Genomic DNA, 15,104 nt, shown 5'->3' with positions numbered 1-15,104 from the left:
CAACAGGTTTTTCTGCTTTTGTGATATTCTAGGCGGTCATCGGCATGCACCCGGCAAGCGCATGGTCAATGGGAGGATCAGCCCGTTTCGGGGTCAATCCCGAGAAAATGGCAGCGAACGCCTAGTTCTGCAGCCGCGTGTCGATGCCTTGGACAAGGAAGTCCATACTCTTGATCTCGGTCGAATCCAGCGTCTTTCCGAATGCGATCGCCTCTGACCCGTCATTGTTCATGACCGGGCCGGTGAAGGGATCGAAACTGCCGTCGCGCATCGCGTCCTGCTTTGCCAAGATCGCCGCCCGCTGTTCTTCCGTCAGATCCTTCGACAATCCGGCCACTTCCATGGCTCCCTCGGCGACACCGGCGAAGGTGTCCTTGCCTTCGAAGGTTCCATCGATCACGGACTGGACGACATCGGCATAGACGACCCCGAAATTGGCCTGCCCCGCGCACAAGTGCTTGGTCGGCGCGTGGGCAGAGTTGTCGCTGAGCGTCGTGACGGCATAGACGCCCTTTTCCTCGGCCGTGGCGACGGCTGACGGGGTGCCCGGGAACAGCGAATAAACCACGTCAGCGCCCTGCGAAATCAGGCTTTCCGCCGAGGATCGGTCGCGCGGCGGATCATACCAGGCATTCAGCCACACCACCTTCACCGGCTTGAGGTCCGGGTTGACGCTTTGTGCGCCCAGAACATAGGCGTTGAGGATGCCCAGGACTTCCGGCAGCGGGAAAGCGGCCACGACACCAAGCTGCTGGTTCTTCGTCGCATAGCCAGCCGCCATGCCGCACAGATAGGATGCCTGGTAGTGCCGGACGGTGAATGTCGCGAAGTTCGGAAGGTTCTGGTACCCGCCGATATGCAGGACCTTCAGGTCGGGCGATCTCTTCGCCAGCGCCAGACCGTCGCTCAGGTATCCGAAACTGCCCAGGATCAGGATGTCGGTTCCGTTCGCCACAAGCCGGTTCATGGCGCGGGTGGCGTTGGGCCCCTCGCCGACCGAATCCACCACCGTCACGTTCAGCTTGTCCCCGAACCGTTCCTCGAGAACCTCCTTGCCGCGTACGATCTCGTGGTCCCAGCCGACATCGCCGATCGCGTTGGGCGCGACGATTGCAACGTCGAGCGGTTCCTGCGCGAGCAGAGCCCCGGACCATGACATGGAAAGGATTGCAGCAAGCAAGGGTGCGTGAATGATATGGTACATGATTGCTCCTGTTGGTCGCTTGTTCTTATTTTGATGGTCGAAAGTTCTGGCCCAGCGAAACCGGTGCGTTCAGCCGGATCAGGAGTGCGTTCCTAGACACAGCCGCGAGAACGACGATGGTCATCACGTAGGGCAGGGATGTCATGATCTGCGCCGGGACGCTGAAACCTGTGGCTTGGACCGCCAGATCTCCCAGCAGGAGCGCCCCGAACAGATAGGCTCCGAATGCGATCCTGAGTGGCCGCCAAGTGCCGAACACAACCAGTGCAACCGCGATCCACCCCCGGCCGGCGATCAGGCCGTCCGACCAGCCGGGCGTCAGGATCGTCGAGGCATAGGCGCCCCCAAGGCCCGACATGACGGCGCCGAAGATGATCGCGAAAAGGCGGATGCGGATCACGGCAAAGCCCAGGTTGTGCGCGATGGCCGGATCTTCGCCCACGACCTTCGTCATGCGGCCATGGCGCGTCCTGGCAAGGAACCACCAGGTCAGGAACGCGACCGCAAAGGCGAAATAGGTGATGGCGCTTTGTCGGAACAGGATCGGCCCGACAAGAGGCAAGTCCGACAGGACGGGGAGCGAAAGGTTTGCCGGAGCCATCATCGTCAGGTTCTCGAAACTGCGCCCGGCCAGGCTGGAAAGCCCAAGGCCAAGAATCCCGACGGCAAGCCCGGAAACGATCTGGTTTGCCGAAAAGCCCAGCACAAGGATCGAGAAGACCAGGGACAGCGACACGGATGCGCCGACCGCAAGGCCGAAGCCCAGCACGATGTTTCCCGTCTGATAAGTGACGGCAAAGGCCACGGCTGCCGCGAATGCCATCATGCCTTCCACGGAAAGGTTCATGACCCCTGTTTTCTCTGCCACGGCCTCGCCGATCGCGGCAAGCAGAAGGGGTGTTGCGGTTGCGAAGGCGCCCGCCAGGACGAAGATGATCGTGTCTGTCATGCCCTTGCCTCCTGATGGATCCGAACGATGCGGTATTGGACCAAGGCGAAGGAGGCGAGGTAGAACACGAGAACCATTCCCTGGAAGATTACCGGCGCTGCCGAGGGAAGGCCCACATCGATGATCGCACCGTCCGCGCCGACATAGACGATTGCCATGAATGTCCCGGCCAGCAGTATCCCGACCGGATGAAGGCCTCCGAGATAGGCCACGATGATCGCGGCAAAGCCGTAGCCGGGGGACAACGACGGCTGGAGCCGGCCGATCGGCCCCGAAATCTCGCCCACTCCGGCCAGGCCCGCCGCGGCACCGCCGATCAGCAGCGTGATCCAGACCGCCTTCTTGGCGCTGAAGCCTGCATAGCTTGCGGCACTTGGGGCAAGCCCCCCCACAAGCAGCGTGTATCCCGAGAAGGTGCGCGTGACATAGATCAGCGCCGCAATCGACAGCAGGATGACCACGAGGATGGACGCGCTCGCCCTGAGCATTCCGTCATCCGACAGGAGCGGATACATCGCCACCGGAGGAAAGCTTACCGACTGGGGATAGGAGAACCCCATCGGATCCTTGAGCGGCCCGCTGATGAGAAAATACAGGATCTGCACCGCGATTTGGTTCAGCATCAGCGTCACGATGATCTCGCTGGCGTTGAAGCGTGTCTTCAGCGCAGCTGCGATCCCGGCCCACGCCGCCCCCGCGATCGTGCCGGCAAGCATCATCGCCGGAAGCATCAGGACGTTCTGGCTTTCCGGAAAGGTTATGGGGATGACGCTTGCCGCCACGGCGCCGATGATCAGCTGGCCTTCCGCGCCGATGTTCCAGACCTTCGCCCGGAACCCGATAGCCAGACCCTGGGCGATCAGGATCAGCGGGGCAGCCTTTATCACCACCTCGGAAATGTTGTACGCCGATGCCAGCGGATCAATCAGCAGCCTGTATAGGACTTCGAGAGGCGGGGCGCCCAGAAAGCCGAACAGGACCATGCTTCCCAGCAATGCCAGAACGAAAGTCACCAGTGGCACGAGCATGATACTCTTGAGCGACACCTCGCTTCGCTGGACAAGTGCATACCGACCCATCATCACGCCGCCCTCTTCGTCTGGTCGAATTCGCCCATCATCATCCGCCCGACATCTTCGGCGGTCACCGACCTGGCCTGGACCGAGGGGGACAGCCGTCCATGATACATGACGTGGATGCGGTCGGAGATCTCGAATATCTCCTCCAGTTCCTCGGAAATCATGAGGATCGCCGTGCCGTTGTCCCTCAGGTCCACCAGCTTCTGCCTGACCATCGCCGCCGCTCCGACATCGATGCCCCAGGTCGGCTGTGAAACGATCAGGATGCGGGGCTCCAGCAGAATCTCGCGGCCCAGCACGAACTTCTGCAGGTTGCCGCCCGAGAGGCTGGATGCGATCGATTGCCGCCCCCGGGAACGGACATCCATGCCGGAAATGCATTTGTCAGCAAAATCGGCCTGCTGCCGTCGTCTGATCAATCCCTTTCGGACCAGGCCTGCCCGGTGGGCGGTAAGCAGCACGTTGTCCGCAAGGCTCATGGTAGGGACCGTGGCGCGCCCCAGTCGTTCTTCGGGAACGAAGGTCACCCCCATTTGCCGGCGCGTTCCCGGCGGAACATCCCCCACGGGGCGATCGAAAACCTGGATTCTGCCGGCCATATCGCCCTGCAACCTGATTTCACCTGACAAAAGCCGCGCCAGCGTGGACTGGCCGTTGCCCGACACCCCGGCAATGCCGACGATCTCGCCAGGGCGCACCACCATCGACACGCTGTCGAGGCTTTCTCCCAGCGGATCGGGATTGTCATAGGCGAGGTCGCTAACGGTCAGGGCGGGTTCGCAGCTCGGTTTCGCCTCGGCGTGGCGGGCTGTCGGGATGTCCTGCCCGATCATCAGGCGGGCCAGTTCCGCCGATGTGGCCTGCCGCGGGTTCGCCGTGCCCGTGACGCGTCCCTGGCGCAGTACGACGGCGCAATGGCACAGGTCCCTGATCTCTTCCAGCTTGTGCGAGATGTAGAGCATAGCAACGCCACGCTCGGATAGTTTCCTCAGCGTCCCGAAAAGCTGCTGCACACTGTGGGGCGGAAGCACGGATGTCGGCTCGTCCAGGATGAGCAGCTTCGGATCCTGCATGAGGCAGCGGATGATCTCGACCCTCTGCCGCTCGCCAACGGAAAGGTTATGCACCGGCGCGTCAGGATTGACATGAAGGCCGTATTCATTCGCCTTCTGCCTGATTTTTTTGGCCAGGTCCGGCAATGATCCGGGAACGGTCAGCGAGATGTTTTCAACGACGCTGATAGTTTCGAACAACGAAAAATGCTGAAAAACCATTCCGATACCCAGATCTCTGGCAACACTCGGACTGGTGACGGCGACCTTTTCGCCGTTCCAGACAATCTCGCCCTCATCCGGTTGCTGAATACCGTAAATGGTCTTCATGAGGGTGGATTTGCCTGCGCCGTTTTCACCAAGGATGGCGCAAATCTGGCCGTGTTCCAGCGCAAGATCCACGCTGTCGTTTGCCACATATGTGCCGTATCTCTTGGTAATGTTCCGCAATTGAAGCAATAGGGGGGATTCACCTGCCTTGGTCTTCAAATGCTGCTCCCTGTTGTTGATGACGACGCGCACTGGCGGCAGCCTCGATCACGTACGCCGAGCTTGCGACGAAAGTCGTGTTTTTGTTCTTTCTGCAGGCATGGATCGGCTGAAACGTTAAGCTTATCGGTCCGCCGAACGCTGATTGCCATTTTTGGTATCAAGGCCAACAGGGGACGAATAGATAAACAACAGAGACGTTCTGTTCCAAAAATCGAACGCCACCCAAGGATGAAGCAAGCCTAGTTAGAATTGAAGACATTAGCAATTTTGTGCTTATTGCCCGGACGGGCAGTCTGACACGCTCGGCAGTGGTGTCCGGCGTTCCAAAGGCGACGTTGAGCCACAGCATCCACCGTCTAGAGAACCTGCTGGAAGTCGAACTGTCCTCAGGTCCCCGAAGGGGCTGCACCTGACTGATGCAGGCCGCGCGCTGCTAGACAGCGCACGCGTGTTCGACAGCATCGAGGCCGCGACGATCCGAAGGAATGACTGACATTCTCTGCCAGCATGCGAGGAGCGCGCAAAGATGCGTCCGCCATGAGCCGTTCTCAACTAGGACCGTGCCTGCGCCCAGGCCGAGAAAGGTTTTCGGGCTGCCGAGAAGCGGTCCGTGCTTTGGGTCGATCGGATGTACAGACATCCGGTCGGGCGAAAGGCCTTTGGACAGACCGGATTATGCAAGCCGAAGCACGAAAGCACCTGCAATCGCTTCGAAAATCCGGGTCGAAGAGCACACGGAAGCAGGGGCATGCTCTCGGCAAAAGGTCGCATTCAGCGGCGGACAAAGGTTGATTGCCAGATTGTGAATCGTCGCCTGTTCGGCAGCGCTACCCAGCGTTCCGAACTGTCGTTCAAAATCCGAAACACAAGGTACAATTTAATGCACTTTTTGAAACGCGCTGCCTTCCGTTAGGCTTTTATGAAGCAACTATTACAACGGTAGCTAACCGGGGGGAATAATGAACGCCTTGACTCCACTCACCGCAGATCAAAGCTATCTGCGCCATTTCTGGCATCCTGTCGCAACCGTGAACGAACTCGAGGTTGCCGATCCGGCAGGCAACGGTCCGATCGGTAGGACGCTTCTTGACGAACCGCTGGTCATCGCGAAGCTGAATGGAAAATACGTCGCCATGCGAGACCGCTGCGCGCATCGCTACGCGAAACTGTCCGTCGGGAAGGTGCTTGAGAACAACCGCATCCAATGTCCGTATCACGGCTGGGAATATGGTGCCAGCGGCCGCTGCGAACTTATGCCGGCCTGTCCCAGCGACGCGATCCCTAAAAAGGCGTTTACGCCCGCCTATGCCTGCGAAGAGCGGTACGGAATCATCTGGGTCCGCCTCGACAGCTCGTGGGATTGCACGAACATCCCTTACTGCGAAGCTTGGGAAAACCCCGAATTCAAGCGTCAAATCATCGCGGAGCCCTACAACTGGGACAGCTCGGCCGAACGCCGCTGGGAAAACTTCACCGATTTTTCGCACTTCGCCTATGTGCATCCGGGCACCCTCTATGACCCGGCATATTCGGAACCGGCGATCGTGCCCGTTGACCGCGTGGACGGGGAACTTCGCTTCTTCATGGAGCCGGGCCGCGACATGCTGGACACGCTGCCGGACGATAGCCCGCTGGGAAGCTGGAACTACCGGAACTCCATGCCGTTCAGCGTCAACCTGTCGATCAGGTTGTACAAGAACGACAAGCCTTTCCTTCTCTGGACCACCTCCAGCCCGATCTCACAGAACTCGTGCCGCAACTTCATGATCATCGCGCATACCGAAGACGACTTGCCCGACAGCCAGCCGCTCGACTTCCAGAAGCTCGTCTTGGCCGAAGACCAGCCGGTCATCGAGACGCAGCCTGGCCCGATCTACCTGGACGAGGTTTCGCTGCCGACGGACAAGATCTCGAACCAGTACCGGAAATGGCTGCGCGAACTGTCCACTGCCGCGGCAAAGGGCGAAGAAGCGTTCAAAGCGGCACTGTTCACCGACGTCACCGAAAGCAAGTGACCGGCATGAACGAACGTGAAGACCCGATGGTCTGGAACCGTTGGTACCCGCTTGGGTCGCCAACGGACATCCGGCGGAGGAATGCGACAAGGACCCGGCTGCTGGGCCATGACATCGACCTGGAAATCCACAAGACCTGGATTTCCGTGTCGAGCGACTCCCGGCCTTTGCCGGTGACCGAGCGGCTGGGATATATCTGGACAAGCCTTGGCAAGCCCGACGGCCCCCCGCAGCAGTTGCTGGAATATTACGAGGTCGATCGCCTGGTCATGAACATCTGGTCCACGCCCATCAAATGTTCGGGCCTGCGGATCGTTGACAACGTGATCGACAACGCACATTTCCCCTTTCTGCATCCCAATATCCTGGGCGATGAGGATCACCTTGATCTGGTTCCGGGACAGGCCAGCGTCGATGCGGCGGGTGCGCTGTGGCTGAAATCGCAGAAGGCCTGGCTGCCGCTGATCAACTCGGTCGCGGAATACACCTACCGGATTTCGGACCCTTATTCGGTCGTTCTTTTCATCCATCGCCCGTCGACACCGGGCCGATACGACTATCTTGGCATATTCGCACAGCCTTTGGATGAAGAAAACTTTATCGCGCACAAACTGCTTGCGTGGATAAAGGAAGACTGGATGGATGAGCGTCAGTTGAAAGCCGACCAGCAGAGCATCTCGGCGCAGGACAAATATGTTCTCGAACGGCATGTCCACAAGAAGTTGCCGCTCAACGGTGCGGAAACCTCGATCGAGGTGGACAGCCCTTCGCTGAACTACCGCGAATGGCTGCGGGCCAACAATGTATCCTATGGGGCGATGACATGACCTCATATGTTGTTGCAATCGAAAAAGACGTGCGCGACGGCTCGATCGTCAGGTCGATGATGGGCGACAAGCCCCTGGTCATCTGGCGGGGCGCCAGCGGCGCGATCAACGTCTGGCTGGATCTTTGTCCGCACCGCTCCGTAAGGCTCAGCGCCGGACGGAACATGGGGGAATACCTCGAAGGCGTATATCATGGCTGGCGATTCGACGAATCGGGCAAGGTGACGCTGGTTCCCGCGCTGCGGGGGCGCCCGTCCCAGGACATAAGCGCGACCGTCTATTCCACCGCCGTGGCGGACGGCTTTGTCTGGGCAAGCGAGAAAGAATGCTCGCCCACGGGCAGCACAGGCAAGCCTTGCTATCCGGTTCACATCGCGGCACCGGTCGATCAGGTCAGACTGCATGTCGATTCCAGCGTCGATCGTCTTACCCCCTGGGGCGTCGATGGAACGATGGTTTACCCGACCGGCGATCCGGCGCAAAGGCGCGCAGAACTGTCGGCGATCCGGCGCAGATTGGAGGCGTCATGATACAGCTCCATGACTACCCGCTTTCGGGAAACTGCTTCAAGGTCCGGTTCCTGCTGGATCAGCTGGGCCTGGAATACCAGTCGGTCCTTGTCGACTTTTATCCGGGATACGAACACAAATCGCCGCGGTTCCTTAGCATAAACCCGCTGGGGCAGCTTCCGGCCATCACGGATAAAGGTCAAACGGTTCGCGATGCGCAGGCCATCCTGGTCTATCTTGCCGCCGCTTACGACACGTCCGGCAAATGGTTTCCGCGCGATCACCAGGGCGCGGTCTATCAATGGCTCGCCTTCGCGGACCAGTTGACGGGCTCCATCTCGGCTGCGCGGCTGCATGATGCGATGTTCTATCGGCTGGACGTGAACAAGGCCCGGACCGAAGGCATCAGGCTGCTGCGGATCATCGACGAACATCTCTGGTTCGCCGAAAGAGACGGCCATGACTGGCTGCTGCCGTTACCGCATCCGACCATCGCGGATATCGCCTGCCTTCCCTATATTGCACTTGCCGAAGAAGGTGGCATCGACCTGGCTCCGTTTTTCTCCGTTTCACGGTGGATGGAGCGCTTCATGAGACTCGAGAAGTTCAAGCCGATGCCCGGCATGATGCCTCTTCAAATGCCGAAGGAAACGCCATGAACACTCAACGTGTAAAGATCAGGCGGATCGTAGAGCAGACGCCCGAAATCCGTTCGTTCGAACTGGTCCCCTGCGATGGATCGTCTGTCAAATTCACACCAGGCGACCATATTGAGGTCCGCGTGGGCGACGGTCTCGTCCGTCAATACTCGCTCTGGAACGCCCCCACCGACTGCGATGCCTATCATATCGGCGTAAAGCGCGAAACGAACGGCCGCGGCGGATCGGTTGCGATGCACGCGCTGAACGAAGGCGACGAGATCGAGGTTGGCCTGCCACGGAACAACTTCGAGCTTCGCTCGGACGAGGGTCCGGTGATCCTGATCGCCGGCGGCATCGGCATCACCCCGGTGCTGGCGATGGCGCGCCATCTTCAGTCCGTGAACCGCAAATGCGTTTTGCACCTGTTCGCCCGAAGCGCCGAACATGTGCCGTTCAAAAGCGAACTCGCCACCCTGGACGACGCTCCAATCTATCTTGGCCTTGTTCCGCCGACGCTCAACGCAGTTCTGACCGGGATCCTGTCCGATCCGCCCGTCGATGCTCGCCTGTATTTCTGCGGACCCGGACCCTTTATGGACCTGATCGAGAAACTGGCGAATAACTGCGGCTGGAAAAGCGACCGCGTCCACCTGGAACGGTTCAGCGTCGATGCGGCCACGCTGGAACTCGACGGCGACAGCTTCGAGGTGGTGCTGCAGAAATCGGGTGTCACCCTGACGGTCGAGGAAGACCAGACCATCATCGGCGCGATGGAGGCTGCCGGGCTGGAGCCGATGACATCCTGCGAACAGGGGGTTTGCGGCACCTGCCTGACCACCGTTCTGGAGGGCGAACCGGATCACCGCGATCTCTACCTCAATCCGGCCGAGAAGGAATCAGGGACGCTGATCCTGCCTTGCGTGTCGCGTTGCAAGGGCAAGAAGCTGGTGCTGGACCTGTGACATGGTAACACGGCGCGTATCTCTTGAGGGAGCTCTCAAGACCGAGTCCTGCCTTGCCATGATCAGCCACTTTGCTCGGCGTCTTTCGTTGTCGAGCACGATCACAAGCGCGACCCCCAGTTACATCACGCTGATCCTGACCGGGGATGAACGCCTTATCGACATGTTCGAGATTGCCTGCTGGCTCGGACCGGACGACGTAAACATCGACACGATCACGCTTGAGACTGTCTGACGCGGTACAGAATCGAAGCCCGGCGCCGCGAAGGACGCTGAAACGGACGGGCTGGACTACAGCCCAACCGACCAGTGTCCAGGGCTGAAAACACAGAAATGGGGAGTAAAATGAAACCTTCAGAACTGGAAGCCGGGTGGTTCCCTGCCGGACTTCAGAACTACGTCCTTCCCAAGACGGCAGGACGTGTCGTGATCGCCGACAACGACATCGCCCTGTGGCGCGGTGAGGACGGCCAGATCCGCGCATGGGAAAACAGATGCCCCCACCGGGGCATGCGCCTGTCCTACGGCATCGTCCGGGGCAACACGCTGACATGCCTGTATCATGGCTGGTCCTATGACGGGGCGGGTGCCTGCGCGGGCATCCCGGCGCATCCTGACCTGACTCCGCCCAAGACGATCCGCGCCAAGGCCTATCGCGCGGCGGATTCCGGCGGGTTCATCTGGGTTGCAAACTCGGGCGAGACGACGGCGGCGCCGTCGATCGATGGCGACTGGGTTCCCAACCGTTCGGTCCATATCGACCTTGCCCCGGCTAGCCTGAATGAGCTTGCCAAAGGCATTGGCGCCGAACTGGTATCGAAGATCACCGATCACGCCGCGATCGTCCGCGTTCCCGAAGTGGAGGGAAAAGTCCTTTTGGCGTTCCTGGACATGAAGGAACACGGGGCGATGATCCACACCTCGGTTCCGGCCAGTGCATCGGAGGATGTCGTGATCGCCGTCAGCAAGCTGTCCACCCGTCTGCGGCAGGTATTCAAGGCGTCAAGCGCCGCTTGATAGGCATCGCAGCCTAGCAAATTGATCGTCTCACTTCGACAAGCGAGGAGAAACACTATGACACCCGACACTTTCACCCGTTCGCAATGGTATGCAATCGGTCGCCTTCCCGATTTCGAAGGTGCGGAAGCGAAACCCGTCCGACTGCTTTCGCAGGATCTGACCGTGAGCGACGCGGCTGGCGTTCTTTCGGTGAACGATGCCGATGGGCGCAGCCTTCTGACGCAGATCCGCTACGGCCATCTCTGGACCACGCTGAGCGATACGCCGCGCCCGCTTTATGACATGCCGGAGTTCGACGAGCCGGACCGGCGTCTTGTGACCGCAGGTGGCGTGGGCGTTCGCTGCTCGGGACTGCGCTGCGTCGAGAACTTCCTCGACATGGCTCATTTTCCCTTCGTTCACACCGACATCCTCGGCGTGGAAGAACATCCGAGCGTCGAGAGCTACGACGTCAGCATGGATGCGGAAAAGGACGAAATCTGGGCGACCAAATGCAAGTTCTTCCAGCCCATGGCTTCCGCGGCGGCATCGGGCGGCCAGATGACCGAATACAAGTATCGCGTCCCGCATCCCTATTCGACGATCCTGTACAAGACCTGCCCGATCCGAGAGAATGTCTGGGATCTGGTCGGGCTGTTCATCCAGCCCGTGGAAGAGGACGAGTGTATCGTCCACTCGTTCATTCTGGTCTTTGACGAGGAAAACACCGACACCGGCCTTCTCCACTTCCAGCAGAACATCTTCCTGCAGGACCGGATGATCCTCGAGAACCAGGTTCCCCGGAAGCTGCCGCTCGATCCCCGTTGGGAATTGCCGACCCGCGCGGACGCGTCCTCGATCGCCTACCGCCGCTGGCTGAAGGCCAATGAACTTCAGTGGGGGGTCGCCCTCTTCAACGAGGCGGCATGAGATGAAGCTGTTTGACTATGTCCTGTCCGGCAATTGCTACAAGATACGGCTGTTGCTGGATTTTCTTGAGCTTTCCCATGAAAAGCAAGCCGTGGACTTCTTTCCGGGTCGTGAACACAAGTCCGATGCATTCCTCCAGATAAATCCGTTGGGACAGATCCCGGTTCTGGAGGACGACGGAGCCTATATCCGGGATGCGCAGGCCATTCTCGTGTATCTCGCCTCGCGCTACGATCCGACAGGAACGTGGTGGCCGGTCAACGATCCGTCCGAACTGGGTCGGGTCGCGCAATGGCTGGCCTTCGCTGATAGCATCACGTCCACGGCCTCGGCGGCGCGGCTGCATGACGTGCTGGGCTATGACCTCGATGTGGCGCAGGCAAGGGCCGACGCTCACAAGCTGTTCCGTGTCCTGGATGACCATCTGGCCAACCAGGAACTGCAAGGGTTCAACTGGATCGCGGGATCACGCCCCACGGTGGCGGATATCGCGTGCTTCCCCTATGTGGCGCTGGCAGGGGACGGCGGCATCGAGCTATTCTACTACCCAGCGATCCAACGCTGGATACGCAGGTTCGTCAATCTTCCGCGCTTCAAGCTGATGCCCGGGATCAACATCTTCGACTGACCCTGTCGGGATGCGATGACCGGGAACGTCACCTGCCATCAGGATGCCGTTCTCGGTCTTTTATTTCTGACCCGCCCGCGTCAGCAGCAGTCTCAACGTTCCGCGTCTGACCGCAGGGCAGGATATTCGACCGTTCCGTCCTGTTGACGCGCTACAGACGACCATTGGCTGAGTTTTTGCTGCAGACTAGAAACCGTCACGCCGAAGTGGGTGGAGCCGAATCGGTACTTCCGAATAGCAACTCGCTTGCCTTGTCCATTCCCGGCATCATCGCCCTGCCTCCGATCACGCAAAGGATGAAACATGCTCTTGCACGGCATAGAGTGTCGGCTTTTGCAGCCTGCTAGGCTTCGCTGCTGCGTAGGATCTTTTCGATACGCTCGGCATCCGACTTCGACAAGCGCCCGCTTGCGGTACCCCCTCTAACCTTTCGATAAATGGCACTCGTATACCTATCCGTGTGGCCGCCCTTCTTGGTATGGCGCAAGGTAAGGATTTCCGATGGCTTGGAGATCGGAAAGCACGACCGAAGGAAAGTCGTCCTTATCTCCGAATGAAGCTCGGCGCTATCGCCGCAGATTGCGCTTATGCCCTCCGAGAAGGCCCAGTCGAACAGGTTTTCCTGTGTCTCCCGGTGTGAAGCAATACTTGAGGCAACAAAAAAGGGATGTGCCGGATCGTCTCCCAAGCAAATGTCGCAGCTTATGCCGGTTATTCTGGCAGGCAGGCGCGCAGCAAAAATCTTCAGGCCATTCAGCTCAAGCTCATCCGACAGGCTTCGAAACGAGCGGGAACCGATCCCCAGTCGATGCCGGATCATGTCTGCCATGCCGGTAGCAGTCTGATGCTTCGGATCGCAAAGGTCCATCCTGCTGGGCGGGGTGATGGTTCCGGTGGCCAGAAACTCGGCCGAGATATAGTTCTCGACGGCAATATATGTCGCCACCAGTGCCCGTGCCCTGATCGCCAGAGAGTCGACGTCATCGCCGAAGTATCTCTGCACCTTGATGTCTCTGACAAGCGGCGGCAGGAAAAAGCAGAGCGAGATGCCCGCCAGCGAACCGATGGCCGTCAGCTCACGAAGTGTCGGCGATGCCTCGTCTGCCTCCCACCTGGCAAGGGAGGCGGCGTTGCCATCCATGCCAAGCGCCGAGGCAAACTCGGCAATCTCCATGTCGAGGCTTTGGCGCGCAATCTGAATTCGTTGACCAAGCATCGCGGCCCCTTAGCGATCAGTAAAGAACGACCGACCGGATCGACTCGCCCTTGTGCATCAGGTCGAAGCCCTTGTTGATGTCCTCCAGCGGCATGGTGTGGGTGATCATCGGGTCGATCTCGATCTTGCCGTCCATGTACCAGTCCACGATCTTCGGCACGTCCGTCCGGCCACGGGCGCCGCCGAAGGCCGTGCCCTTCCAGACCCGGCCGGTGACAAGCTGGAACGGCCGGGTGCTGATCTCGGCACCCGCCGCCGCCACGCCGATGATGACCGACTGGCCCCAGCCGCGATGCGTGCATTCCAGGGCGTCGCGCATCACCTTGGTGCTGCCGGTGGCGTCGAAGCTGTAATCGGCGCCGCCGATCTGGTCGAAGGGGGTCTTGGTCATCTCGACGATGTGCTGGACGATATTGCCGTCGATTTCCTTGGGATTGACGAAATGCGTCATCCCGAACCGCTCGGCCATCTCCTTCTTGTCGTTGTTCAGATCGACGCCGATGATCATGTCGGCGCCCGCCAGGCGCAGGCCCTGGATCACGTTCAGCCCGATCCCGCCCAGGCCGAAGACCACCGCCTTGGCGCCGATTTCCACCTTGGCGGTGTTGATGACCGCGCCGATGCCGGTGGTGACGCCGCAGCCGATGTAGCAGATCTTGTCGAAGGGCGCGTCCTCGCGCACCTTGGCCAGCGAGATTTCCGGCAGCACGGTGTGGTTGGCGAAGGTCGAGCAGCCCATGTAATGCCGGATCGGGGTGCCGTCCAGCATCGAGAAGCGGGTGGTGCCGTCTGGCATCAACCCCTGGCCCTGGGTGGCGCGGATGGCGTGGCACATGTTGGTCTTGCCCGATAGGCAGGACGCGCATTGCCGGCACTCGGGCGTATAGAGCGGGATGACGTGGTCGCCGGGCTTGACCGAGGTCACGCCGGCGCCGACTTCCAGCACCACGCCCGCGCCTTCATGGCCCAGGATGGCGGGGAAGACGCCCTCGGGGTCGTCGCCCGAGCGGGTGAATTCGTCGGTGTGGCAGATGCCGGTGGCCTTGATCTCGACCAGGACCTCGCCGGGCTTCGGGCCTTCGAGGTTGACCTCCATGACTTCCAGCGGCTTCCCGGCCTCGAGGGCGACGGCGGCGCGTGTTCTCATCGTCTGTTCCTTCGTTCCATACCTGTCCACTAATGCGGACAGGCGATCTTCGCGTGTTAAGGATGTTAGCGAAGCCTCGACAGGGAGGATCGAGGCTTCGCCTCGTCCGGCAGAAGAGATTGTAGGCGCCGGACGTGTCTTACTGGACAGCGCAATAGTAAGGTCATTCACCGTCCAAAGGAGCCAGTTTATCTGGACCTAATGTACAGAAAGTTAGACAATGTATTGCTCTTGCACACCGAGTTGGGATTTCTAGAGCAAGGTTGCTGGCGCTTTTCCTTGCGCTATATTGTCAGTTCACCCTAGCAGGCCCATGGCCGAATTGAACAAGGCAATCTTGTCTGAAACCCGTCTTGTCTGCAAGACGACGGGCGCGAACAAAGCGTCTGAGAAAATGCGCCGTACCATATACGTCCACGGCAGATAGATCATGTTGCGGATTTTAGACACCCTG

At 59.8% G+C, this 15,104-nt stretch carries 16 protein-coding genes; 10 read left to right on the top strand and 6 right to left on the bottom strand.

Annotated elements, in window-relative coordinates; all coding sequences use genetic code 11:
* Positions 1 to 121 precede the first annotated feature (121 nt).
* From CX676_RS16285 to CX676_RS16270, 4 genes are read right to left on the bottom strand one after another with little or no spacing between them, the layout of a single operon-like run.
* Complete coding sequence (locus CX676_RS16285) at positions 122 to 1,204, bottom strand: BMP family ABC transporter substrate-binding protein (protein WP_198590222.1); 1,083 nt, start codon at positions 1,202 to 1,204, stop codon at positions 122 to 124.
* 25 nt (positions 1,205 to 1,229) lie between these two features.
* The gene (locus CX676_RS16280; protein WP_101753505.1) at positions 1,230 to 2,153 is read right to left on the bottom strand and encodes an ABC transporter permease; all 924 of its coding nucleotides are present in this window, start codon (positions 2,151 to 2,153) and stop codon (positions 1,230 to 1,232) included.
* Positions 2,150 to 3,235, bottom strand: coding sequence for an ABC transporter permease (locus CX676_RS16275; RefSeq protein ID WP_101753504.1), 1,086 nt, complete (start codon positions 3,233 to 3,235; stop codon positions 2,150 to 2,152). The genes CX676_RS16280 and CX676_RS16275 overlap by 4 nt, the downstream gene beginning before the upstream one ends.
* Positions 3,235 to 4,806, bottom strand: a complete 1,572-nt coding sequence (locus tag CX676_RS16270; protein ID WP_232816488.1) for an ABC transporter ATP-binding protein — start codon at positions 4,804 to 4,806, stop codon at positions 3,235 to 3,237. Before CX676_RS16270 ends, CX676_RS16275 begins: the two co-directional genes overlap by 1 nt.
* 239 nt (positions 4,807 to 5,045) lie before the next feature.
* Between CX676_RS16270 and CX676_RS23325 the strand changes: the two genes are divergently transcribed.
* From CX676_RS23325 to CX676_RS16220, 10 genes are all read left to right on the top strand, one after another.
* Positions 5,046 to 5,189 carry a helix-turn-helix domain-containing protein gene (locus tag CX676_RS23325; RefSeq protein WP_157935972.1) on the top strand — a complete coding sequence of 48 codons (144 nt, stop codon included), beginning with the start codon at positions 5,046 to 5,048 and terminating at the stop codon, positions 5,187 to 5,189.
* Positions 5,190 to 5,735: 546 nt separating this feature from the next.
* Complete coding sequence (locus CX676_RS16260; RefSeq protein ID WP_167553441.1) at positions 5,736 to 6,791, top strand: aromatic ring-hydroxylating oxygenase subunit alpha; 1,056 nt, start codon at positions 5,736 to 5,738, stop codon at positions 6,789 to 6,791.
* Positions 6,792 to 6,796: 5 nt separating this feature from the next.
* Positions 6,797 to 7,618: a hypothetical protein gene (locus CX676_RS16255; protein WP_198590221.1), complete on the top strand. Its 822-nt coding sequence runs from the start codon at positions 6,797 to 6,799 to the stop codon at positions 7,616 to 7,618.
* On the top strand, positions 7,615 to 8,148 hold the full coding sequence (locus tag CX676_RS16250) for a Rieske 2Fe-2S domain-containing protein (protein WP_157935971.1): 534 nt from the start codon (positions 7,615 to 7,617) through the stop codon (positions 8,146 to 8,148). Before CX676_RS16255 ends, CX676_RS16250 begins: the two co-directional genes overlap by 4 nt.
* Positions 8,145 to 8,786 (top strand): glutathione S-transferase family protein, encoded by a 642-nt coding sequence (locus CX676_RS16245; protein ID WP_080621505.1) that lies wholly within the window; start codon positions 8,145 to 8,147, stop codon positions 8,784 to 8,786. Before CX676_RS16250 ends, CX676_RS16245 begins: the two co-directional genes overlap by 4 nt.
* Positions 8,702 to 9,730, top strand: a complete 1,029-nt coding sequence (locus CX676_RS16240) for a PDR/VanB family oxidoreductase (RefSeq protein WP_198590220.1) — start codon at positions 8,702 to 8,704, stop codon at positions 9,728 to 9,730. Before CX676_RS16245 ends, CX676_RS16240 begins: the two co-directional genes overlap by 85 nt.
* A 1-nt stretch (position 9,731) precedes the next feature.
* Entirely contained in the window at positions 9,732 to 9,965 is a 234-nt protein-coding gene (locus tag CX676_RS16235) for a hypothetical protein (protein WP_080621503.1), read from the top strand.
* A 110-nt stretch (positions 9,966 to 10,075) separates the two neighbouring features.
* On the top strand, positions 10,076 to 10,747 hold the full coding sequence (locus CX676_RS16230; RefSeq protein ID WP_101753501.1) for a Rieske (2Fe-2S) protein: 672 nt from the start codon (positions 10,076 to 10,078) through the stop codon (positions 10,745 to 10,747).
* Positions 10,748 to 10,912: 165 nt separating this feature from the next.
* A complete protein-coding gene (locus tag CX676_RS16225) occupies positions 10,913 to 11,659 on the top strand; it encodes an aromatic ring-hydroxylating oxygenase subunit alpha (RefSeq protein ID WP_198590219.1) in 747 nt (248 codons plus the stop codon).
* Position 11,660: 1 nt separating this feature from the next.
* Entirely contained in the window at positions 11,661 to 12,287 is a 627-nt protein-coding gene (locus tag CX676_RS16220) for a glutathione S-transferase family protein (protein WP_080621498.1), read from the top strand.
* A 343-nt stretch (positions 12,288 to 12,630) separates the two neighbouring features.
* Here CX676_RS16220 and CX676_RS16215 read toward each other — a convergent pair whose 3' ends face one another.
* Both CX676_RS16215 and CX676_RS16210 read right to left on the bottom strand, forming a co-directional pair.
* Positions 12,631 to 13,503, bottom strand: coding sequence for a helix-turn-helix domain-containing protein (locus tag CX676_RS16215; RefSeq protein ID WP_101753499.1), 873 nt, complete (start codon positions 13,501 to 13,503; stop codon positions 12,631 to 12,633).
* Positions 13,504 to 13,519: 16 nt separating this feature from the next.
* Entirely contained in the window at positions 13,520 to 14,650 is a 1,131-nt protein-coding gene (locus CX676_RS16210) for an S-(hydroxymethyl)glutathione dehydrogenase/class III alcohol dehydrogenase (protein WP_101753498.1), read from the bottom strand.
* Positions 14,651 to 15,104: the final 454 nt, after the last annotated feature.

Source organism: Paracoccus zhejiangensis, from assembly GCF_002847445.1.
Classification (GTDB): Bacteria; Pseudomonadota; Alphaproteobacteria; order Rhodobacterales; family Rhodobacteraceae; genus Paracoccus; species Paracoccus zhejiangensis.
Note: the sequence above shows the minus strand (reverse complement) of the source record. Positions and strands in the feature narration are given on the sequence as shown.

Excerpts from the sequence above, each read along its gene's own strand:
- CX676_RS16285 (WP_198590222.1), bottom strand. The coding sequence starts at position 1,204 with ATGTACCATATCATTCACGCACCCTTGCTTGCTGCAATCCTTTCCATG.
- CX676_RS16280 (WP_101753505.1), bottom strand. The coding sequence starts at position 2,153 with ATGACAGACACGATCATCTTCGTCCTGGCGGGCGCCTTCGCAACCGCA.
- CX676_RS16275 (WP_101753504.1), bottom strand. The coding sequence starts at position 3,235 with ATGATGGGTCGGTATGCACTTGTCCAGCGAAGCGAGGTGTCGCTCAAG.
- CX676_RS16260 (WP_167553441.1), top strand. The coding sequence starts at position 5,736 with ATGAACGCCTTGACTCCACTCACCGCAGATCAAAGCTATCTGCGCCAT.
- CX676_RS16255 (WP_198590221.1), top strand. The coding sequence starts at position 6,797 with ATGAACGAACGTGAAGACCCGATGGTCTGGAACCGTTGGTACCCGCTT.
- CX676_RS16250 (WP_157935971.1), top strand. The coding sequence starts at position 7,615 with ATGACCTCATATGTTGTTGCAATCGAAAAAGACGTGCGCGACGGCTCG.
- CX676_RS16245 (WP_080621505.1), top strand. The coding sequence starts at position 8,145 with ATGATACAGCTCCATGACTACCCGCTTTCGGGAAACTGCTTCAAGGTC.
- CX676_RS16235 (WP_080621503.1), top strand. The coding sequence starts at position 9,732 with ATGGTAACACGGCGCGTATCTCTTGAGGGAGCTCTCAAGACCGAGTCC.
- CX676_RS16230 (WP_101753501.1), top strand. The coding sequence starts at position 10,076 with ATGAAACCTTCAGAACTGGAAGCCGGGTGGTTCCCTGCCGGACTTCAG.
- CX676_RS16220 (WP_080621498.1), top strand. The coding sequence starts at position 11,661 with ATGAAGCTGTTTGACTATGTCCTGTCCGGCAATTGCTACAAGATACGG.
- CX676_RS16215 (WP_101753499.1), bottom strand. The coding sequence starts at position 13,503 with ATGCTTGGTCAACGAATTCAGATTGCGCGCCAAAGCCTCGACATGGAG.
- CX676_RS16210 (WP_101753498.1), bottom strand. The coding sequence starts at position 14,650 with ATGAGAACACGCGCCGCCGTCGCCCTCGAGGCCGGGAAGCCGCTGGAA.